Source organism: Myxococcus sp. AM010 (assembly GCF_013372585.1).
Taxonomy (GTDB): domain Bacteria; phylum Myxococcota; class Myxococcia; order Myxococcales; family Myxococcaceae; genus Myxococcus; species Myxococcus vastator.
In genome coordinates this window covers 136,773-156,383 of the sequence record NZ_JABXEO010000005.1, presented here as the reverse complement: position 1 = coordinate 156,383, position 19,611 = coordinate 136,773, and the positions used below count along the sequence as shown (strand labels likewise).

Genomic DNA, 19,611 nt, shown 5'->3' with positions numbered 1-19,611 from the left:
TCCCGTCGTGGCCCACCGCCTGGACCACAGGCGGCCAGTCCGACCCAACATGCCACCCACCATCCCGCTCCGCGTCCCATTCGTCGTCCTCCCAGCCTGCTACGTCTCGGGAGCCGCCAGCGCGGTGCTCCCGGCACGGTCTGGCGGAGGCTAAGCACGGTCGGAAATTCCGCTCGCGTGGCCGGGCGACGCACCCCATTGCGCGCTCTGGCCGGGCCCTGGGCGGCCAGGCGAGTGGGTTGTTGCCGCGATGGGACGCTCTCCTCGGCGGAGGATGGATCAGCGGAACGCCTGGACCGTCCCGAAGCGCGGGCGGCTGGAGCAGGCTCCAGGGGCATCACCTTCGCGCGTGCGCCCTGTTTTTCCGGAGGAGGGGATGGGTTGGACCGTGGGGGCGGGTTTTCAAGGTATGCCTGCGCGCGGTGGTGGCCGCCATGTCAGCCGGAGCGAACTGGATCAGCTCTGGCGCGGTGTCATCAAAAGCCAAAGCCCGCACTGCGCAGGAGCGCTCAGCCGCCGTAAGGTTGTGCGACTGGATGTCGTGGAGGGGTCATGCACGAGTGGTTGGAGGCACTTCGCAAGTCGGTAAAGGCATCGTCAGCTGGCGTCTCTCCGGAGGAGATTCGCCGGGCCGAAACGGAGTGCGGCGTTCCATTCCCCGACGAGCTCACCGACCTGTATCAGGCGTTCAATGGAGGCGAGCTCAACGGTGAGGTGCTCCTCTTCCGGCTGCACGGCGCGGAGGCAGACCCGAGCGTCATGGAGAAGACCCGCCTCAAGCTGGAAGGGCTTCCCGCGGCGGGGCTATGGCGCATCGGCTTGAAGGGGCAGCACCGGCACCTCTTCGCCTCGCGCAAGTCGGCCATGGTGGAGCAGGGCGACGGTGGCGGTCCGTTGCCGGCCTGGGTCGAGGCACTGGAGGGCGACGACTGGCTCTATGGCACCTGGGAGGGCGAGAAGCGGCAGATGCGGCTGTACCGCTCGCTGAAGGACATGCTCGACGTGCTCGTGCCCCCCGCGGAGGTGGAGAGCTTCGGTGAGCGCACCTTTGCCCGGGCGATGAATGCCGTCCTCCAGGGAGCGCTGTCCGGCGTCCAGGTCGACGAGGAGGAGGAAGCGGCGGAGGCCGGCGAGGCCCCCCCCGGTGCGGCGGCCGAGGCTGAAGCGGTCGACGAGGAGGAGCAGCTCGAGAAGGCGGAGCTGGCCGATGAAGAGGCCGCCGAGGCGGAAGAGACGGAGGTTCGCGAACTCGCGTACGAGTACGACGACGTCCGCTCGTCTTCCCGGCACGAGGACGGAGCCGGCCCGAAAAAGGCGCGCGCGCAGGCCCAGCAGATACCGCTCGCCATCGGCGGAGCTGGCGTGCTGTTCCCGAAGAGCGCGTCGAGCAAGGTGCAGGGGGTGAAGAAGGCCGCCGGGGAGCCGGCTTCCGCGAAGACGCGCCCCTCGAAGAAGGCCGCGACGGGAGTGGCCTCGGCGGACCTCCCTGCTGGAACGGGTGAGGCCGCTGCGGGACCGGAGGCTGCGCCCAAGAAGGTCGCGACGAAGAAGTCCGGTACGGCGAAGGCAGCCCAGCAGGCCGCAACGAAGAAGCCGGCCACCTCGAAGTCGGCGACGAAGGCCCCTGTGCAGAAGGGCGCGGCGAAGAAGTCCGCTACCTCGAAGGTCCCTGCCCAGAAGGTCGCAGCGAAGAAGACCGCTACCTCGAAGGCCGCGAAGAAGACCGCTGTGCAGAAGGGCGCGGCGAAGAAGGCCGTCACCGCAAAGGCTCCTGTCCAGAAGGGCGCGGCGAAGAAGGGCCCCGCTCAAAAGGGCGGTGCGAAGCGGGCTGGTGCCCCGACGGGCGCAGCCAAGAAGGCGGCTGCTCAGAAGGGCGCAGCCAAGAAGGCGGCTGCTCACAAGAGCGCGGCCAAGAAGTCCTCCGTGAAGAAGGCCGCTGCTCAGAGGGCCGGGGCGAAGAAGCCCCCCGCCTCGAAGAAGCCCCCCGCCTCGAAGAAGGGCTCAGCCAGGAAGCAAGCGGCGAAGAAGTCCGCTCGCGGCCGGTAGTCACGGGCTCGGAGGCAAGGCGCGCTTGAGCGCCTTGCCTCGACGTCGCCTCACCGCACGTCTTATCCCTGCGGCAGCTTGTCGAAGTCGATGGGGCGGATGCGGTAGCCCGGCTGCGCCGTCAGCTCCAGCGGCTCCTCCTCCTCGTCACCCCGGCGGAACTCATGAATCTCGTCCGGGAGGATGTCGCGGAACTCCGGCTCCTCCTCCAGCGGTGGGGTCGCCGCCAGGTCCTGGTCGGAGATGTTGATTTCATCCTCACCGGTGTCCGGGTTCATGTGACGCCGAGAGGTGGACTCGCCCACGTCGTCTGACCCCAGCTTCTTGAATCGCATGGCCTCTCCTCGGAAAGCGCGGTGAGTCGGCTGCCCTCGTCTCAAGAATGAGAACCCGCGGGGGCCGCGGCAATTCTCGCCGCCCGCCCGCCTGCCATGCCTGCCCGTGCCTCAGCGCTCCGGGAGCACGGTGCGGCCGGAGGGGTAGGCGGGCTCCACCTCCAGCATCACCATGGCCAGGGCCAGCACGCGCGACAGCGTCTCACGCACCTGGTAGCGCCACGGCGTCGACCGTCCTTCGTCCGCGGCCACGCCCCACGCGTCGATGCCCACCGAGTTGGCGATGAACAGCGCCCGCGTCAGGTGGAAGCGCTGGGTGACGAGCACCGCTCGCTTCGCGCCGAACACCGTGGCGGCCCGCAGGCAGCTGTCATAGGTGGACAGCCCCGCTTCGTCGCCCTGGACCGCGCTCTCGGGGACGCCGTGCTCCACCAGGTAGCGCCGCATGGCGCGCGTCTCATGGTGGAAGGGCTTCGTCTGGTCCCCGCTGACGAGCACCGTCCGCACCTTGCCCTGCTGCCACAGCGCGACGGCCGCATCCAGCCGCTGGGCGAGCACGGGAGAGGGCACCGCGCCCCGCGCCAGGCCCGCTCCGAACACCAGCGCCACGGGGGCCTGGGGCGCCTGCTCCAGGGGGACGATGCGGTCCTCGTAGCTGACCCGGACGAGATGGGAGAGGGCGAGCAGCCCCAGCCCACCCGCGGCCAGGACCGCGAGGCCTCTACGCAACCACACCCGTCTCGCACCGCCTGGCTTCATGGACCCCACGAACACCGGTAGAGGGGCCATTGTGTTCCGGGCGCCCTTCACCGGAAAGCCCAGAGCGACGCCCTTGTCTCAGGGGGACATGCCCGCCTGGGCACCTGCCGGCTTGGGCGCGTACCGCTCGATGGCCTCCAGCAACTGCCGGGGCTCCACGGGTTTCTTCAGGAATGCCGCCACGTTGTACGTGGACGCGTAGACGGCCCGGTCGCGCGGATTCATCGCCGCCATGCCCGCGGACAGGATGATGACCGGCACCTGGGCCAGGGCTTCACTCGCCTTGCGGGTCGTCAACACCCGGTGGCCGTCCAAGATGGGCAGGGCCATGTCCAGCACCATGAGGGCGGGGCGGGGAGGTTGGGCCAGCTGCTCCAGGGCCTCCCGGCCGTTGCGCGCCACCCGCACCGTGTGGCCGTGCATCTCCAGGTAGTCCTGCAGGGCCTCACAGATGTCGACGTCGTCTTCGACGATGAGCAGCGGACCGGATGACGTTTGAGCCACCATGCCCGCAAGGTAAGTCCGTGTACGACTGCGGGGAGGGGCTGTCAGGGAGGCTCGGCCGCCTGCCGTGTCCGGTGGGGCGGGCGATCGTCTGCCCGGCGGCGGCAGGCATCCGTTGACCGGCTCCCGCCCCGCCTATATAGGGGGCCCCGTCTTACCCTGCCCCGCCTTCCTTCTGGACAAAGCGGGTCGAACGCCCCACAGGAGCTCCCCGGTCCATGGCGTCCCTTCGCGACATTCGCAAGCGCATCCGCTCGGTGAAGAACACGCGTCAAATCACCAAGGCGATGAAGATGGTCTCCGCCGCGAAGCTCCGCAAGGCGCAGGACGGCATCCTGGCGGCGCGTCCCTACGCGACGATGCTGGACCAGATCATCGCGGACCTGTCCGCCCGCGCCGGGGCCGAGAGCCTCAGCCACCCGCTGCTCACGGCCCGCCCGGTGAAGCGCGTGGAGCTGGTGCTCCTCACGTCGGACCGTGGCCTCGCCGGTGGCTTCAACTCCAACGTCATCCGCCGCGCCAACCGGTTCCTCTACGAGAACACGAACCTGGAGAGCATCCGCCTCTCCACCGTGGGTCGGAAGGGCAACGACTTCTTCCGCAACCGCGGCCAGAACATCCGCAAGGACTTCGGCGGCCTGTACCAGCGCCTGAACTACCGCGCCGCCGCGGACGTGGCCGAGGAGCTGGTGGCCAGCTACATCAACGGCGAGGTGGACGCGGTCCACATCGTCTACAACGAGTTCGTCTCCGCCATCGCCCAGACGGTGAAGGTCGCTCAGTTGCTGCCGCTGCAGACGCTGGGCACGCCGGGCCAGGCCCCGACGGAGGGCTCCACCGCGCTGGTGGACTTCAAGTACGAGCCGGACCGCCAGGCCGTGCTGGACCGCCTGGTGCCCCAGGCCGTCAACATCAAGCTCTACCGCGCCCTGCTGGAGAGCGTGGCCAGTGAGCATGGCGCCCGCATGAGCGCCATGGAGAACGCCACCTCCAACGCGACCGACATGATTGGCAGCCTGACGCTCACCTACAACCGCACGCGTCAGGCGGTCATCACCAAGGAGCTGATGGAGATCGTCTCCGGCGCCGAGGCCCTGAAGTAGGGCCTTCACAAAGCCGCGCCCCTGGGCCCGCCCCGTCTATCGGGGTGGGCCCTTCGCGTTTAAGCCCCTGGCCGAGCGCGCGAGTCCGCGCTCGAGGAGGGGGTACATGCGTCAGCGGCTGTGGTGGTTCCTGGGGCTGGTGTGCTGCGTCACGGGGTGTGGCTTTGAAACCGTCTCCAGCGGGTATGGAGGCATCGGCTTCGACTCGTTCGGCAGCGGCACGCAGCGTGAGCCGTATGGCGAAGGGTTCCACCTCCTGCGGCCGGGCAAGTCGCTCATCGTCTACGACTTGCGCGTGCAGGAGATGAAGGACGGGCTGAGCGTCCTGTCCAACAACGGCCTGGACCTCAAGGTGGACGCCAGCGTGCGCTACCGGGTGGACCCCGCGAAGCTCTTCGAGCTGCACACCCAGACGGGGCCCAAGTACGCCGACATCCTGATCGCCCCGGTGGTCCGCTCGGAGGCGCGCAAGGTGTTCGGCCGCTACGCGCCGGAGGAGATCTACTCCTCGAAGCGCGAGCAGATTGAGCAGGAGATTTTCGAGGAGGTGATGCGCTCGCTCGAAGGCAAGCACGTGGTGGTGGAGGCCATCCTGGTGCGGGACGTGACGCTGCCCTCGGCCATCCGCGACGCCATCGCCGACAAGCTGGCGGAGGAGCAGCGCAGCCAGAAGATGCGCTTCACCCTGGACAAGGAGCGCCAGGAGGCGGAGCGCAAGCAGATCGAAGCGGAGGGCATCGCCCGGTACCAGGACATCGTCCGCAAGGGGCTCACCGAGGAGTACCTGCGCTTCAAGGGCATCGAGGCCACGGAGCGGATTGCCCAGAGCCAGAACGCCAAGGTCGTCCTGGTCGGCAGCCCGAACAGCGGGCTGCCCCTGGTGTACCAGCCGGATGGGCGGTAAGGGGTGGCGCGCGGCATGTGGCTTGCGCTAAGCCGGACTTACAGCCAGTTGCCCGGGAGGCTTGACCCCCGGGGGGGGCCCCGGTAAAGGGGGCCCGCCCTCACAGCCGGGCCGAAATTTCAAGGGTGGCGGCGCCCGTCCGCTCCCCGTGCGAGGCAGACGATTCCATGAGCGCTCAAGTTCCGACGGCAGGCAGAATCATCCAGGTCCTCGGCCCCGTGGTCGACGTCGAGTTCCCGCCCGGCGGTCTCCCCGAGGTCTACACGGCCCTCAAGGTCACCAACGCGAACCTGAGCGCCGACGCGGACAACCTCACCCTTGAGGTCGCGCAGCACCTGGGCGAGAACACCGTCCGCACCATCGCCATGGACTCCACGGAGGGCCTGGCGCGCGGCGTGGCCGTGAGGAACACGGGCGCCCCCATCCAGGTGCCGGTGGGCAAGGCCACCCTGGGCCGCATCCTGAACGTCACCGGCGACCCGGTGGACGAGATGGGCCCCGTGAAGGCGCAGGAGTACTGGTCCATCCACCGCGCGCCTCCGCCCTTCACGGAGCAGGACGTGCGCGTGCAGATGTTCGAGACGGGCATCAAGGTCATCGACCTGCTCGCCCCGTACACCCGCGGCGGCAAGATTGGCCTCTTCGGCGGCGCCGGCGTGGGCAAGACGGTGCTCCTGCAGGAGCTCATCCGCAACGTGGCCGTGGAGCGCGGCGGCTTCTCGGTGTTCGCCGGCGTCGGTGAGCGCACCCGCGAGGGCAACGACCTCTACCACGAGATGCAGGACACGAAGGTCATCCAGACGGACAACCTGGAGGCCAGCCAGGCCGTGCTGGTGTACGGCCAGATGAACGAGCCGCCCGGCGCCCGCGCCCGCGTGGCCCTGTCCGCGCTGACCATGGCCGAGTACTTCCGCGACGTGGAGGGCCGCGACGTGCTCCTCTTCGTGGACAACATCTTCCGCTTCACCCAGGCCGGCTCGGAAGTGTCCGCCCTCCTGGGCCGCATCCCCAGCGCCGTGGGTTACCAGCCCACGCTGGCCACGGAGATGGGCAGTCTGCAGGAGCGCATCACCTCCACCACGAAGGGCTCCATCACCTCCGTGCAGGCCATCTACGTCCCCGCCGACGACCTCACGGACCCGGCGCCCGCGACGGCCTTCGCCCACCTCGACGCGACGACGGTGCTCAACCGCTCCATCGCCGAGCTGGCCATCTTCCCCGCCGTGGACCCGCTGGACTCCACCAGCCGCATCCTGGACCCGGCCGTCATCGGCGCGGAGCACTACGGCGTGGCCCGCAAGGTCCAGGGCATCCTCCAGCGGTACAAGGAGCTGCAGGACATCATCGCCATCCTCGGCATGGACGAGCTCTCCGAGGACGACAAGCAGGTGGTGGCCCGCGCCCGGAAGATCCAGAAGTTCCTGTCGCAGCCCTTCTTCGTGGCCAAGGTCTTCACGGGCAAGGACGGCCGCTACGTGAAGCTCCAGGACACCATCCAGGGCTTCAAGGAGATCGCCGAGGGCAAGCACGACGAAATTCCCGAGGGCGCCTTCTACATGACGGGCAGCATCGACGAGGTGGTCGAGAACGCCCGGAAGATGGTGTGAGCTAAGCTGGACGCTTCTCCTCCCGCTGAGGTCACCATGCGCAGTGCAGCGCTCGCCCTGGTCCTGATGTGCCTGTCCTCCTCCGCCCTGGCGGAGGAGCGCAGGGGACGGGCCCGGGTGAGCGCCAACGGGCTCTACAGCGTCCGCATGGTGGAGGCGGCGCAGGACCAGTGCCGGCTGGAGGTGACGCAGGAGAGCGGCCCCGTCTGGACGCTGAACGAGTGTCTGGGCACGGTGGACGACCTCTACTTCGTCTCCAACGACGGCGAGCGCGTCTGGGTGGTGTGGCCGCTGGTGGAGAAGGGCAAGGCCGTGGCGGCGCCGCGGCCGAAGAAGAAGTCGAAGGCGAAGAAGCCCAAGGGGCCTCCCGCCTGGGCGCGCGTGGTGGTGGCGGCGCAGTACGGGCGGGATGGCCAGCGGCTTCAGGAGAAGCGGCTGACCGAGTGGCTCACGACGCGGCAGCTCTCCGAGGTGCGCCAGCTCACCCACCACTTCAAGTGGCTGGAGGGCACGCTCGGCATCCCCGGCAAGGGGCCCCGGCTGACGGACGCCGGGGTGGTGGAGTTGGAGCCGGTGGGTGGAACCACCCGCCAGCTCACGTTCTGATTCGGTTGTGCGAGGAGCCTCATGGCCAAGCTGACTGTGGAGATTGTCACCCCCGAGAAGCGCATCCTGTCGGTGCAGGCCGACGAGGCGATTGTTCCTGGCGGCCGGGGCCTGTTCGGCGTGCGCCCGGGGCACACCCCGTTCCTGTCGCTGATGGAGCCGGGCGCGCTGACGCTGATTGAGGGTGGCCGGCGCGAGTCCTACTTCGTCGCGGGCGGCTTCGTGGAGGTGGGCAACGACAAGGTGCTGGTGCTCGCCGACGCGGCCGAGCCCGTCACGGGCATCGACGTGGACGGCGCCCGCCGCCGCATGACCGAGGCGCAGGAGCGCATGAAGGGCATGTCCTCCGAGGACGCGCGCTTCGAGCTGGAGCAGGCCACGGTGCGCCGTGAGGCCGCCCGTATCGGCGCCGCCAACACCGCGCGCGCGTAGGCTGCTCCCGCGGTTCACCGTCCAGGAGCGCCCCGCGCTCCTGGCGGCTCTGGCGTGACACCCGGGCTCCCCTCGCGCGGAGCCGGTGTCCGCTGCTGTCTTCCGTGACGGTGCCCCGCTGGGGTGGCGCCTCCGGAGCAGGCCCCCGTCAGCGGCGGTCCTCGGTCGCAGTAGCTCCACTGACAGTGATGCTTCCATTTGACGGTGCGGGTTTTAAGGTGCATTTAGGATGCATCTTAACGCCCATGCCGGGCGAGAGGAGCGACACCATGAGCGTTGCGGCGGAGAAGAGTGTCTACGAGCAGCTGGGGGGAGAGCCGGCGATGGCGGCGGCGGTGGAGGTCTTCTACCGGAAGGTGCTGGCGGACGAGCACATCAGCCACTTCTTCGAGGACGTGGACATGGAGCGCCAGGCCGCCAAGCAGAAGGCGTTCCTGACGATGGTGACGGGCGGGCCGGTCCACTACTCGGGCAGGGACATGCGCGCGGGCCACGCGCCCCTGGTGAAGCGGGGGCTGAACGACTCGCACTTCGACGCGGTGGCGGGCCACCTGAAGGCGACGCTGGAGGAGCTGGGCGTGGCCGCGCCGCTGGTGGCGAAGGTGCTGGCCATCGCGGAGAGCGCCCGCGCGGACGTCCTGGGCCGCTGACCGGAGGAGCACGCCATGGCCAAGGTAAAGCACGAGTCCAACTGGTATCCGCTGGAGTCAGGAGAGAGTGTGCTGGACGCGCTGCTGCGCCAGGGCGTGTCCATTCCGAATGCGTGCCGCGCGGGGGCCTGCCAGTCCTGCCTGATGCGGGCCGTGGCGGGGACGGTTCCAGAGGCCGCGCAGGTGGGGCTGAAGGACACGCTCCGGACACAGGGCTACTTCCTCGCCTGTGCCTGCCGGCCTCCGGAGGGCACGCTGCTGGAAGTCACAGGCGCGGAGGCGCTGCGCCTCCCCGCGCGCATCCAGGCGCTGTCGTGGCTGTCCACCAGCGTCCTTCGCGTGCGGCTGGTGACGGAAAGCCCGCTGGCGTACCACGCGGGGCAATACCTCTCCCTGATGCGCGAGGACGGGCTGACACGCAGCTATTCGCTGGCCAGCCTGCCGCATGAAGACACCCTGGAGCTGCATGTGCGGCTCCAGCCCGGCGGGGCGATGAGCGGCTGGCTGGCGCGTGACGCACGGCCGGGAGACAGGCTCCAGGTGCAGGGCCCGGCGGGGAGCTGCTTCTATGTGCCCGGCCGGCCCGAGCAGCCCTTGCTGCTGGCGGGCACGGGCACGGGGCTGGCGCCGCTGTACGGCATCGTCCGCGACGCGCTGGCGGCGGGCCACTCGGGGCCCATCTTTCTCTTCCACGGCGCTCGGACGCCCGAGGGGCTCTACCTCACCTCCGAGCTGCGGGCGCTGGCCGAGCAGCATCCTGGGTTCCGCTACCGTCCGGGCGTGCTGGAGGGCGGCACCCGGGACATCGCCGAGGGTGCGCTCGATGCGCTCATCCGCGCCGACTGCCCCAAGCCGCTGGGCTGGCGCGCATGGCTCTGCGGAGACGGGCCATTGGTGCTATCCCTTCGCAAGAAGCTGTTCCTGGCCGGGCTCTCGCTGAAAGACCTCCACACGGATGCCTTCCTGCCGAGCGCTCCCCAGGGCCAGCGTACTTCCGACGCCGGAGCCCGCTGACGTGCACCTCACCCTCCATGCCGACTACTCGCTGCGGGTGCTGCTCTACCTGGCCACGCGCACCGGGCGGCCCGTCTCCACGCAGGAGATGGCGGATGCGTACGGCATCTCCAAACACCACCTGGTGCGCGTGGTGCAGACGCTGGCGGGGCAGGGGGTGGTGGACGCGCGAGCGGGCCGCTCCGGCGGCGTGGTGCTGGCGCGCGCGCCAGAGGACATCCAGGTGGGGAGCGTGCTGCGCGCCGCGGAGCCGGACTTCCACCTGGTGGAGTGCTTCGACCGGGAGCGCAACGCCTGCCCCATCGCCCCCGCTTGTGGGCTCAAGGGCGTGCTGGACGAAGCGCGCGAGGCGTTCCTCGCGGTGCTGGACCGGTACACGCTGGCGGACCTGCTCCGCCGCTCGCGCCCGAACCTGCAAGACTACTTCCTCCCCGCCGCCGCGCCATGATGTCCGGCACGCTGGAGCTGTTTCATCGCATCGCGGATGCGCCTTCCGCGCAGGCCCGGCGCTACATCGTGGATTACGCGCTGGAGGACCGCGTGCGCTTTCGCAACGTGGCCTTCGACGAGGCGGAGGCGGACTGGCGCGAGCACGGCGGACACACCACGCCCTCGCTCTGGGACGGCACGCACCTGCATCAGGGCGCGCAGGCGGTGATGGCGCGCTTGCAGGCCGTCGTCAACCTGGGACGTGACGACGCGTGATGTGACGGCGCGCGTGTGCTGATACCCGCGTGCTCGTGCCACTTGCGCGTCCCTCGTGCGCCATTCCCACCGTGCGCGAAGCTTCGAGAGTTGGACACGTGTACAGGTGCGCGCATGCGTGCACCCGCCGAGGCTTGCCGCGCGTGTGTTGGTTGCGGTAGTCACCCCACCCCGCGCTGCGATCCACCAGGCGCCAGGGATGGAGCGTGGACGGTGAAGAATCCGAGCGGCGGAGTTTCGAGGACGGCTGTAGCGCGCTCGTCAAGCCCCGGCATGATTCTTCCCGCTCCGGCTCGCGCATGTTTCATGGGTTTCTCTCCTTTCTCGCTGGCCGTCCTGGCCTGAGCCTCGGTTAATCTCCACGACCCCATGCCGCTGACTCCCGCCGAGCGCCAGGACAGGTTCCATGCGGCGTTCGTGGGCCTCGCCATCGGTGATGCGCTCGGCTTTCCGCTGCGCGGCATCCCACCGGCGAGCCTCGCGCGGCTCCCCGGCCTCGCCGAGGACTTCGCGCCTCGTCCGCGCGGCAAGTTCGCCAAGGGCCAGTTCAGTGACGACACGCAGCTGCTGCTCGCGGCGGCGGAGAGCGTCATCCGCGAGGGCAAGGTGGAGGGCCGCAGCGCGGCGGCGCACCTGGCGTGGCTGTGGCAGGAGGGCATCATCCTCCAGCCGCCCAAGAGCCTGTCGGACGCGCTGCAGCGGCTGGCCAGCGGCGTGCCGTGGATGAGCGCGGGCGCGTCTTTGGGCACGCGCTGCCATTCGGTGCTCAGCCGCGCGCTGGTGGTGGGCCTGCTGGAGAGCGGCCACCGCGCGCGCCTGCCGCATGACGCCGGGGTGCTCACCATCATCACGCACAAGGACCCGGTGTGCGCGGCGGCGGCGGCCGCGTTCGCGCAGGCCGCGGCGCTGGGCATGGAAGAGGAGCCGCTGACGCCCGCGGCCTTCTGCGAGGAGCTGGCGCTGGCGGCGGCCGTGCACGACAAGGGGCTGGCCGAAGAGGTGCGCCACCTGCCGCGCCTGCTCACCTGGGACACCGCGCGCGCGCTGACGCAGCTGCGCAAGGTGGGCGTGCCCCCCAGCGAGCTGAAGGGCGTGGACGGGCTGCCGCCGCACGTGGTGCCGGTGCTGCTGACGTCGCTGTACGCCATCCTCAAGGTGCCACACGACTTCCGGGAGGCGGTGGCCCTCACGCTGCGCTGCGGCGGCGAGGCGGACGTGGCCGCCGCGCTGACGGGCGCGCTGCTGGGCGCCCACCTGGGGACGCGCGCCATCCCCGCCCGGCTGCGCAAGCAGGTGCTGTACTCCGAAAACCTGGTGGATACGGCGGACCGCCTCTTCCGCGCCCATCAGGTCCGCGAGACGCTGGCCACCGCCCTGTCGCACCGCCGCCGCCGCTGAGCGCGAGGGCTGGGCAGGCGGGCAGCCGTCGGCGTGCATTCCCCCGGGGCTTCACTGGAGGGAGCGTCCTGCCCACCTTGTGCGAAGGAGCGGGCCGCAAGGATGCCAGGCAGGCATGGGAGGCGCACGTCGTGGATCTCGAATCGGAACGCCTGGAGCGAAGTCAACTGGAGACGCTCTCCACGGCGGAGCTCATCCGGCACGCCTTGGCGGAGACGCGCCTGCTGGTGCGCGCCGAGGTGATGCACGCCAAGAAGGAGCTGCGTGAGGAGCTGAAGGCCGCGCGCACCGCGGGCATCCTCCTGGGGGCGGGCGCGGTGCTGGCGCTCACCGCGCTGGCCGTCCTCTTCGTCGCGCTGGGGCTGGCCTTGCCCATGGCCCAGGCGCTGGGCGTGCTGGTGGTGGGCGTGGTGCTGCTAGCGGTCGCCGGTGGCCTGCTCTTCCTGGGTAGCAAGCGCGTGCCCAAGAAGCCGCTGCCGCACACCCAGGAGCGCTTGAAGACGGACTACCAGCTCACGCGGGAGACGCTGCAATGAATGGCAACGGCCGCGACGCAGGCGGGCCCTCGGCAATCGAGCGGCACGAGGACCACCACATCACCCGGGGCATGGGGGGCCGCAAGCAGGTGGAGGAGACCGCGGACCGCATCCGCGACGAGCTGATGCTCACGCTGGCGGAGTTGGACCGGCGACGCGAGCGCGCGCTCGACGTGCGCTACCACGCGCGGCAACACCGCACGGAGTTGATGACCGCGGGCGCCGCGCTGCTGACGGTGGTGGGCCTGGGGGTGGGGTACGCCATCTACCGCGCGAGGCACCGCGACGAGATTCTGCGCCGCAAGCGCCGCAAGGCCCTGTCGCGCGCCTGGGAGCATCCGGACCGTGTGGCCTCCAGCGCGGAGCAGCGTCCGCTGGGCGCGGAGCTGGGGCGAAAGCTCGTTCTCATCTTCGCCAGTGCGCTCGCCACCGCTGTCGCACGAAACGCCGTGGTGACGTTGGTTCCCGCGCGCCGCGTCCCCGCTTCTGCTCAGGGGGCTGATAAGAACTCATAATTGCGACAAAATCAGACATAAACCATTCTGATGCCCATGACGGACCTGCTCTATGCGCGGGCTCAAATGGGCATGTCGCTCGCGTTCCACATCATCTTCGCGGCGGCGGGGGTCGCGCTCCCCGTCCTCATGGTGCTCAGTGACTGGAAGGGCCGGCGCACCGGGGACGCGGACTACCAGAAGCTGAGTCAGAAGCTGGCGAAGGGGACGGCCATCCTCTTCGCGGTGGGCGCGGTGAGTGGCACGGTGCTGTCCTTCGAGCTGGGCCTGCTGTGGCCGGAGTTCATGGGGCAGTACGGCGAGGTGATTGGGCTGCCCTTCAGCCTGGAGGGCGTCGCCTTCTTCACCGAGGCCATCTTCCTGGGCATCTATCTGTACGGGCGGGAGCGGGTGTCGCCAGGGATGCACCTGTTCTCCGGCGTCATGGTGGCGGTGAGCGGCGCGGCCAGCGCCTTCTTCGTCACGCTGGTGAACACGTTCATGAACCACCCGTCGGGCTTCACGCCGTCGGCGTCGGGGCCCATGGACGTGCAGCCGCTGGTGGCCATGTTCAGCCCGGGCTGGCAGTACCAGACGGCGCACGTGCTGCTCTCCTGCTACCAGGCGAGCGCCTTCGCCATGGCGGGCATCCACGCCTTCGTGCTGCTGCGCTACCCGGGCGCGGCCTTCCACCGCAAGGCCCTGTCGGTGGCGCTGCCGCTGGCGTGTGTCACCGCGCTGCTCCAGCCCGTGGTGGGGGACCTGTCCGCGAAGCACGTGGCGAAGGCGCAGCCGGTGAAGCTGGCCGCCATGGAGGGGCAGTTCGAAACGGAGCGCGGCGCGCCGCTGCGGCTGGGTGGGCTCCCCAACGTGGAGACGGGCGAGGTGCCCTACGCGGTGGACATCCCCAAGGGCCTGTCGATTCTCGCCTTCGCGGACCCGGACGCGGAGGTGAAGGGCCTCAACGCCTTCCCGCGCGACGAGTGGCCGCCGGTGGCGAAGGTCCACGTGGCCTTCCAGGTCATGGTGGGCACCGGGAGCGCCATGGCGCTGCTGGCGCTGGTGACGCTGGGCTGGCGGTGGCGGAAGAAGGCGTGGCCTCACGGGCGGAGGCTGATGTGGGCGTGGCTGTTGTCGGGGCCGCTGGGCGTGGTGGCCATGGAGGCGGGATGGCTCGTCACGGAGTGGGGCCGACAGCCGTGGATTCTTCGCGGCGTCATGCGCACGGCGGACGCGGTGACGCCGGTGCCACACCTGGCCGCGCCCTTCTGGACCTTCACCGCCGTGTACCTGTTCCTGGGGGTGACGGTGGTGCTCCTGCTGGTGCGGCAGGTGGCGGGCACGCTGCCCTCGCGGGACAGCGGTCCGCTGGGAGGTGAGGCCCATGTCCACTGACGCGTTGCTGGGTTTCGCGGTGGCCGGGACCTTCGTCCTCTACGCGCTCTTCGGTGGGGCGGACTTCGGCGGAGGTGTGTGGGACCTGTTGGCCTCGGGGCCGCGCAAGGCGGAGCAGCGCGCGCTCATCGCCCGCGCCATTGGCCCGGTGTGGGAGGTGAATCACATCTGGCTCATCGTGGGCATGGTGCTGCTGTTCGCCGGCTTCCCACGCGCCTTCGCGGTGCTGAGCGTGGCGCTGCACGTGCCGCTGACGTTGCTGCTCCTGGGCATCGTCTTCCGGGGCGCGGCCTTCACGTTCCGGACGTACGACACGCGCGGAGACATGGTGCAGCGGCAGTGGGGGCTCGTCTTCAGTGGCGCCAGCGTCATCGCGCCGGTGCTGCTGGGCCTGTGCGTGGGGGCCGTGGTGGGCGGCACCATCCGCGTGGAGGGGCGGGTGGTGGTGAGCGGCTTCTTCGCGTCGTGGCTCACGCCCTTCTCGTGGTCGGTGGGTGTGCTGGCGCTGTGCCTCTTCGCCTTCCTGGCGGCGGTGTACCTCACGCACGAAGCGCCCGAGTCCGCGCTGCGCGAGGACTTCCGTCGCCGGGCGCTGGGCGCGGGCGTGGCCGTCTTCGTCGCGGCGCTGGCGGTGCTGCTGCTGGCGCGCGAGGGGGCGCCGCGCGTCTGGGAGGGGCTCTTGCGCGCGCCCTTCGCCCTGGCGCTGCATGCGGGCACGGCGGTGGCGGCGGTGGCGTCCTTCGCGCTGTTGTGGACGCGTCGCTTCCAGTGGGCCCGTGTCGCGGCGGCCGTGCAGGCGGGGCTCATCGTGCTGGGGTGGGCCGCCTCGCAGCACCCGTTCCTGGTGGTGCCGGACGTCACGCTGCACGGCGCTGCGGCGAGCCCCGGCGCGCAGCGCTTGCTGTTGGTGGCGCTGGGCGTGGGCACGGCCGTCGTGGTGCCCTCGCTGGTGCTGCTGTTCCGCGTCTTCCGGCCCGTGCCCACGCGCGGAAGGCGGAATCTTCTACACCAGCCGTAGAAGCCCGCCTTCGGCGCGGAGGTGCCCGCGAGGTGTGCGTCAGGCTTGCGTGGGCCAGACGGCCCGCGGCTCTTCGTCGTCCCTGGCGATGAGCAGGGTGGCGCCTTCGAGCAGGTCCTCGGCGTCCAGGGCCTCCAGGGCCGTGCGCACGCCCGCGTCGGCGTCCATCACCCGGCAGTAGACTCGGAGCTGCTGTTCCTGGAGCTCGCCGCCTTCGACCTCGCCATTGCCCGTCCAGCCGAGCGCGTCCGTGAGCAGCTCCTCCACGGCGACGCGCTTCTCCACGTCGTGGCCGGTGCCCTTGCCCTCGACGGTGTACTGGACGATGAGGGTCATCATCGTCGTGGCATCCGGCTCGTCATAGCCCTGGTCCACCAGGGGCCCCGCGGCCTCGGCGATGACCAGGTCCGGGTCGTCATCCGGGGGGAGGGGGAGCTGGTGGTCCTCGCCCGTCTCGCCCACGAGGCCTTGGTGCACGGTGAGTGCGCCGTCATGCACCCAGGCCTCCCAGTAGCGGAGCCGGTTGCCTTCCTTCTTGTAGAGCTTCAGCACGCTTCGAGTCTCATTCGGAGGGCCCCTGCATAGCACGGAGCACGGGGGGCTTTTCGCTCAGAAGGCACGGCCCTGGCCTCCATCCACGGGCAGCGTGGCGCCTGTGACCCAGCGTGCGCGCTCCGAGCAGAGGAAGGCCACCACGTCGGCCACCTCCTCGGGGGCCCCGAAGCGGCCCCAGGGCAGCTCGTCACGCACCAGCTTCGCCACCTTCTCCGGGTCCGCCTTCTGGCGTTTGTCCCAGCTTCCCCCGGGGAAGAGGATGGAGCCTGGGGCCACGCCGTTGACGCGGATGCGGTACTGCGCCAGGTCCACCGCCATCTCCTTGGTGAGCGCGGTGATGCCGGCCTTGGCGGTGGTGTAGGGCGCGCTGGTGGCGTACTCGCGGCCGAAGATGGAGTTGATGTGGACGATGCAGCCGCCGCCCTGCTGGCGCATGGCCTCCACGGCGCGCTGGCTGCACCACACGGCGGACAGGAGGTTCCGGTCCAGGACGGAGGTCCACTGCTCGGCGGTGGCCGAATGAAAGGCGCCCGCGCCGCCGCTGCCGCCCACGTTGTTGACCAGGATGTCCAGCCGGCCGAAGGCGCGCACCGCCGCGTCCACCGCTTCCACGGCGCCGGACTGGGCGGCCACGTCCGCCACCACGGTGGCCATGTCCGCGCCCTCGGCGCGAAGCTGCGCCGCCGTGGCCTCCAGCGCCTCCGCGCCGCGTGCGCTGAGGCACACCCGCACGCCCTCGCGGGCCAGCGCCGACGCGATGGCCCGGCCAATGCCTCGGCTGCTGCCGGTGATGAGGGCTGTCTTTCCTCTGAGCTCCAAATCCATGGGCGGGCGTTCTACTTCGCCCGCCCGCTCATGGGGACGTCATGGTGCCGGGGCGTTGAGTCCTGTGCGGAGGGACTGACGGCGCCGCGCGCTACTTCGCCTGGAAGCGCGCCTGTGCCGGCGTGGCCCCCGGGGTGCGCGTGACGCCGCGGTCCGGGTTGGCGGCCAGGTGCTGGAGCACCTTGAACACCGTCTCCACCTCGTCCGGCATGCCGATGTCCGCCGCGAGCTGCTCGGCGGTGCGGGCCTCCGCGCGGGCCTCGCGCAGGCGCGTCGTCAGCTTCCGCTGGAGCGCCAGCACCACGCCCGCGGCCTTCTTGCCCGCCTCCACGCCCGGCTGGTGGTACGCGTTGATGTGCACCAGCGTGGCGTAGAAGCCCACGGCGCGCTCATACAGCGCAATCAGCGCGCCCAGCGTGCGAGCGCTCACGTCCGGCACGGTGAGGGTGAGCGACTCGCGGTCCTTCTCGTAGAGCGCGCGCCGCGTGCCCAGCAGGAAGCCCAGCAGGTAGTCGCCGCTGGTGACGCCGGGCTCCACCTCCTGCGAGCCGCCGTCGCGGTCCTTGAGCACCTCGATGAAGGTGGCGAAGAAGTTGAGCACCCCCTCGCGAAGTTGCTGCACGTAGGCGTGCTGGTCCGTGGAGCCCTTGTTGCCGTAGACGGCGATGCCCTGGTTCACCACCTGGCCATCCAGGTCCGTCTCCTTGCCCAGCGACTCCATGACGAGCTGCTGCAGGTAGCGCGACATCAGCAGCAGCCGGTCCTTGTACGGCAGGATGACCATGTCCTTGTGGCCCCGGCCGTCACCGGCGTAGTGCCACATGAGCGCCAGCAGCGCGGCCGGGTTCTTCAGCGCGTCCCGCTCCCGCGTCGCCGCGTCCATGTCTCGAGCGCCCTTCAGCAGCGCGTCGATGTCCAGCCCCTGCAGCCGCGCGGGCAGCAGGCCCACCGCGGACGTCACCGACGTGCGCCCGCCAACCCAGTCCCACATGGGGAAGGTGCGCAGCCAGCCCTGCTTCTCCGCGTGGCGGTCCAACTCGCTGCCGGCGCCGGTGACGGCCACCGCGTGCTTGCTGAAGTCCAGGCCCCGCGCCGAGTAGCCGCGCTCGGCCTCCAGCATGCCGTTGCGCGTCTCCTTGGTGCCACCCGACTTGCTGATGACCAGGGTGAGCGTCTCCGCCATCCGCTCGCCCAGCTGCGCCAGCACGCGGTCGAAGCCGTCCGGGTCCGTGTTGTCGAAGAAGGACACCTGCATCGGGTCCTTCGCCGTGCCCAGCGCGTCCGCCACCAGCTGCGGCCCCAGCGCCGAGCCGCCAATGCCGACAATCAGCACCTGCGTGAAGCGCTGCGCCTTCTGCGGCTTCACCCGGCCCTCATGCACGTCCTTCGCGAAGGCGTGGATGGCGGCCACCGTGTCGGTGATTTCCTTCTGGAGCGCGGGCTCGGGCGCCAGCTCCGGCGCGCGCAGCCAGTAGTGGCCCACCTTGCGCTGCTCGTCCGGGTTGGAGACGGCGCCCTTCTCCAGGGCCGCCATCGCGTCGAAGGCCTCCTCCACGCGGGGGCGCATCCGCTCCAGGTAGTCCGCCGGGAAGCGCATCCGCGAAACGTCGAGCGTGAAGTCCAAGGCCGGGACGACGCACAGATAACGCTGGTACCGCTCCCACAGTTCTCGCTCGGTCATGGCTCCTCCTGGCAGTTCTCGCGTCGCGAAAAGTGCCCGGTGGCTTAGCGCCTCCGTGCGCGGGTGGGAAGCCGGACGGCGGTGTCGATGCGCGTCCATGGGGCCAATGACGGCCGGGTGCTCAACACCTCACACGGAGGGGCGGGCCGCTTCGGACGGGGGATGGACTCCGGACGGCTGGGGCGCCTCCGGGGCGTCGGGCTTCCAGGCCGGGTTGCGGAAGACGTAGCTCAGGCGCTGCTTCAGGGAGCCGGGCTTCGCCGCGTCGCGGGTAATCGCCGCGAACTCGTGGAAGGCGATGCGCACGGGATTGAACGTCTCCAGGTTCTTCGTCAGGCCGTACACGGGCTTCTCGCCCTCCGGCTCGAACGTCCCGAAGAGCCGGTCCCAGATGATGAGGATGCCCGCGTAGTTCTTGTCCAGGTAGCGCGGGTTGGACGCATGGTGCACGCGGTGGTGCGACGGCGTGTTGAGCACCCACTCCAGCGGGCGCGGCAGCCGGCCAATGGCCTCGGTGTGAATCCAGTACTGGTAGAGCAGGCTGATGGACTGCTGCGCGACAATCATCACCGGGTGGAACCCGAGCAGCGCCAGCGGTGCCCAGAAGACGAAGCTGGTGGGCGGCGTCCACGTCTGCCGCAGCGCCGTGGAGAGGTTGTAGTGCTGGCTGGAGTGGTGCACCACGTGGGAGGCCCAGAAGAAGCGGCTCTCATGATGGACGCGGTGGAAGGCGTAGTAGCAGAGGTCGTCCGCGAAGAAGAGGAGCACCCACGCCAGCGCGCCGAAGCCCATGCGCAGCGGCGTCAGGTGGTAGAGCGCCAGGTAGCCGGCGAAGGCCACGCCCTTCCACAGGACGTTGATGGCCACGTTGCCCAGCCCCATGGAGAGGCTGGCGGCGGTGTCCTTCCAGGTGTGGCCCACCATGGGACGGCCTTCGTCCCGCTGCTTCTTCACCCAGAAGGCCTCGGCAATCACCGTGAGGGCGAACACCGGGATGGCCAGGGCGATGAGGTCGGGGATGTGTGGTGCGTCCATGGTGGGACC

At 70.0% G+C, this 19,611-nt stretch carries 22 protein-coding genes; 15 read left to right on the top strand and 7 right to left on the bottom strand.

Annotation, left to right across the window (positions count from 1 at the left end; all coding sequences use genetic code 11):
• Positions 1–552: 552 nt before the first annotated feature.
• The gene (locus HV826_RS05180) at positions 553–2,046 is read left to right on the top strand and encodes an SMI1/KNR4 family protein (protein WP_176415887.1); all 1,494 of its coding nucleotides are present in this window, start codon (positions 553–555) and stop codon (positions 2,044–2,046) included.
• A 62-nt stretch (positions 2,047–2,108) separates the two neighbouring features.
• Here HV826_RS05180 and HV826_RS05175 read toward each other — a convergent pair whose 3' ends face one another.
• The 3 genes from HV826_RS05175 to HV826_RS05165 all read right to left on the bottom strand — a co-directional run bounded on the left by HV826_RS05175 (position 2,109) and on the right by HV826_RS05165 (position 3,647).
• Positions 2,109–2,381: a hypothetical protein gene (locus HV826_RS05175; protein WP_176415886.1), complete on the bottom strand. Its 273-nt coding sequence runs from the start codon at positions 2,379–2,381 to the stop codon at positions 2,109–2,111.
• Between the two features lie 111 nt (positions 2,382–2,492).
• Positions 2,493–3,170 carry a vancomycin high temperature exclusion protein gene (locus HV826_RS05170; RefSeq protein ID WP_176415885.1) on the bottom strand — a complete coding sequence of 226 codons (678 nt, stop codon included), beginning with the start codon at positions 3,168–3,170 and terminating at the stop codon, positions 2,493–2,495.
• A 48-nt stretch (positions 3,171–3,218) separates the two neighbouring features.
• The gene (locus HV826_RS05165) at positions 3,219–3,647 is read right to left on the bottom strand and encodes a response regulator (protein WP_176415884.1); all 429 of its coding nucleotides are present in this window, start codon (positions 3,645–3,647) and stop codon (positions 3,219–3,221) included.
• 215 nt (positions 3,648–3,862) lie between these two features.
• Between HV826_RS05165 and atpG the strand changes: the two genes are divergently transcribed.
• The 14 genes from atpG (at position 3,863) to HV826_RS05095 (ending at position 15,506) form a co-directional block, all read left to right on the top strand.
• Positions 3,863–4,747, top strand: coding sequence for an ATP synthase F1 subunit gamma (atpG, locus tag HV826_RS05160; RefSeq protein WP_176415883.1), 885 nt, complete (start codon positions 3,863–3,865; stop codon positions 4,745–4,747).
• A 106-nt stretch (positions 4,748–4,853) separates the two neighbouring features.
• The gene (locus HV826_RS05155) at positions 4,854–5,651 is read left to right on the top strand and encodes a prohibitin family protein (protein WP_176415882.1); all 798 of its coding nucleotides are present in this window, start codon (positions 4,854–4,856) and stop codon (positions 5,649–5,651) included.
• Between the two features lie 167 nt (positions 5,652–5,818).
• Positions 5,819–7,258 (top strand): F0F1 ATP synthase subunit beta, encoded by a 1,440-nt coding sequence (atpD, locus tag HV826_RS05150; protein WP_176415881.1) that lies wholly within the window; start codon positions 5,819–5,821, stop codon positions 7,256–7,258.
• Positions 7,259–7,294: 36 nt separating this feature from the next.
• On the top strand, positions 7,295–7,864 hold the full coding sequence (locus tag HV826_RS05145; protein ID WP_176415880.1) for a hypothetical protein: 570 nt from the start codon (positions 7,295–7,297) through the stop codon (positions 7,862–7,864).
• A 21-nt stretch (positions 7,865–7,885) separates the two neighbouring features.
• Positions 7,886–8,296, top strand: coding sequence for a F0F1 ATP synthase subunit epsilon (locus HV826_RS05140; RefSeq protein ID WP_176415879.1), 411 nt, complete (start codon positions 7,886–7,888; stop codon positions 8,294–8,296).
• 269 nt (positions 8,297–8,565) lie between these two features.
• Positions 8,566–8,946: a group 1 truncated hemoglobin gene (locus tag HV826_RS05135; RefSeq protein ID WP_176415878.1), complete on the top strand. Its 381-nt coding sequence runs from the start codon at positions 8,566–8,568 to the stop codon at positions 8,944–8,946.
• A 15-nt stretch (positions 8,947–8,961) separates the two neighbouring features.
• Positions 8,962–9,960 (top strand): 2Fe-2S iron-sulfur cluster-binding protein, encoded by a 999-nt coding sequence (locus HV826_RS05130; protein WP_176415877.1) that lies wholly within the window; start codon positions 8,962–8,964, stop codon positions 9,958–9,960.
• A gap of 1 nt (position 9,961) precedes the next feature.
• On the top strand, positions 9,962–10,408 hold the full coding sequence (locus HV826_RS05125; protein WP_176415876.1) for an Rrf2 family transcriptional regulator: 447 nt from the start codon (positions 9,962–9,964) through the stop codon (positions 10,406–10,408).
• Positions 10,405–10,665 (top strand): hypothetical protein, encoded by a 261-nt coding sequence (locus HV826_RS05120; protein ID WP_176415875.1) that lies wholly within the window; start codon positions 10,405–10,407, stop codon positions 10,663–10,665. The genes HV826_RS05125 and HV826_RS05120 overlap by 4 nt, the downstream gene beginning before the upstream one ends.
• Before the next feature lie 369 nt (positions 10,666–11,034).
• Positions 11,035–12,063, top strand: coding sequence for an ADP-ribosylglycohydrolase family protein (locus HV826_RS05115; protein WP_163779172.1), 1,029 nt, complete (start codon positions 11,035–11,037; stop codon positions 12,061–12,063).
• Positions 12,064–12,194: 131 nt separating this feature from the next.
• Complete coding sequence (locus tag HV826_RS05110) at positions 12,195–12,599, top strand: phage holin family protein (RefSeq protein WP_176415874.1); 405 nt, start codon at positions 12,195–12,197, stop codon at positions 12,597–12,599.
• Positions 12,596–13,114 carry a hypothetical protein gene (locus HV826_RS05105; protein ID WP_176415873.1) on the top strand — a complete coding sequence of 173 codons (519 nt, stop codon included), beginning with the start codon at positions 12,596–12,598 and terminating at the stop codon, positions 13,112–13,114. The genes HV826_RS05110 and HV826_RS05105 overlap by 4 nt, the downstream gene beginning before the upstream one ends.
• Before the next feature lie 30 nt (positions 13,115–13,144).
• Positions 13,145–14,488, top strand: coding sequence for a cytochrome ubiquinol oxidase subunit I (locus tag HV826_RS05100; protein ID WP_176415872.1), 1,344 nt, complete (start codon positions 13,145–13,147; stop codon positions 14,486–14,488).
• Entirely contained in the window at positions 14,478–15,506 is a 1,029-nt protein-coding gene (locus HV826_RS05095) for a cytochrome d ubiquinol oxidase subunit II (protein WP_176415871.1), read from the top strand. Before HV826_RS05100 ends, HV826_RS05095 begins: the two co-directional genes overlap by 11 nt.
• A gap of 39 nt (positions 15,507–15,545) precedes the next feature.
• Here the strand turns inward: HV826_RS05095 and HV826_RS05090 are convergent, their stop codons facing one another.
• The 4 genes from HV826_RS05090 to HV826_RS05075 all read right to left on the bottom strand — a co-directional run bounded on the left by HV826_RS05090 (position 15,546) and on the right by HV826_RS05075 (position 19,602).
• Positions 15,546–16,058: a hypothetical protein gene (locus HV826_RS05090; protein ID WP_176415870.1), complete on the bottom strand. Its 513-nt coding sequence runs from the start codon at positions 16,056–16,058 to the stop codon at positions 15,546–15,548.
• A 57-nt stretch (positions 16,059–16,115) separates the two neighbouring features.
• Positions 16,116–16,886: an SDR family NAD(P)-dependent oxidoreductase gene (locus HV826_RS05085; protein ID WP_176415869.1), complete on the bottom strand. Its 771-nt coding sequence runs from the start codon at positions 16,884–16,886 to the stop codon at positions 16,116–16,118.
• A 91-nt stretch (positions 16,887–16,977) separates the two neighbouring features.
• The gene (locus tag HV826_RS05080) at positions 16,978–18,567 is read right to left on the bottom strand and encodes a glucose-6-phosphate isomerase (protein WP_176415868.1); all 1,590 of its coding nucleotides are present in this window, start codon (positions 18,565–18,567) and stop codon (positions 16,978–16,980) included.
• A gap of 129 nt (positions 18,568–18,696) precedes the next feature.
• Positions 18,697–19,602 (bottom strand): sterol desaturase family protein, encoded by a 906-nt coding sequence (locus HV826_RS05075; protein WP_176415867.1) that lies wholly within the window; start codon positions 19,600–19,602, stop codon positions 18,697–18,699.
• Between the last annotated feature and the right edge of the window lie 9 nt (positions 19,603–19,611).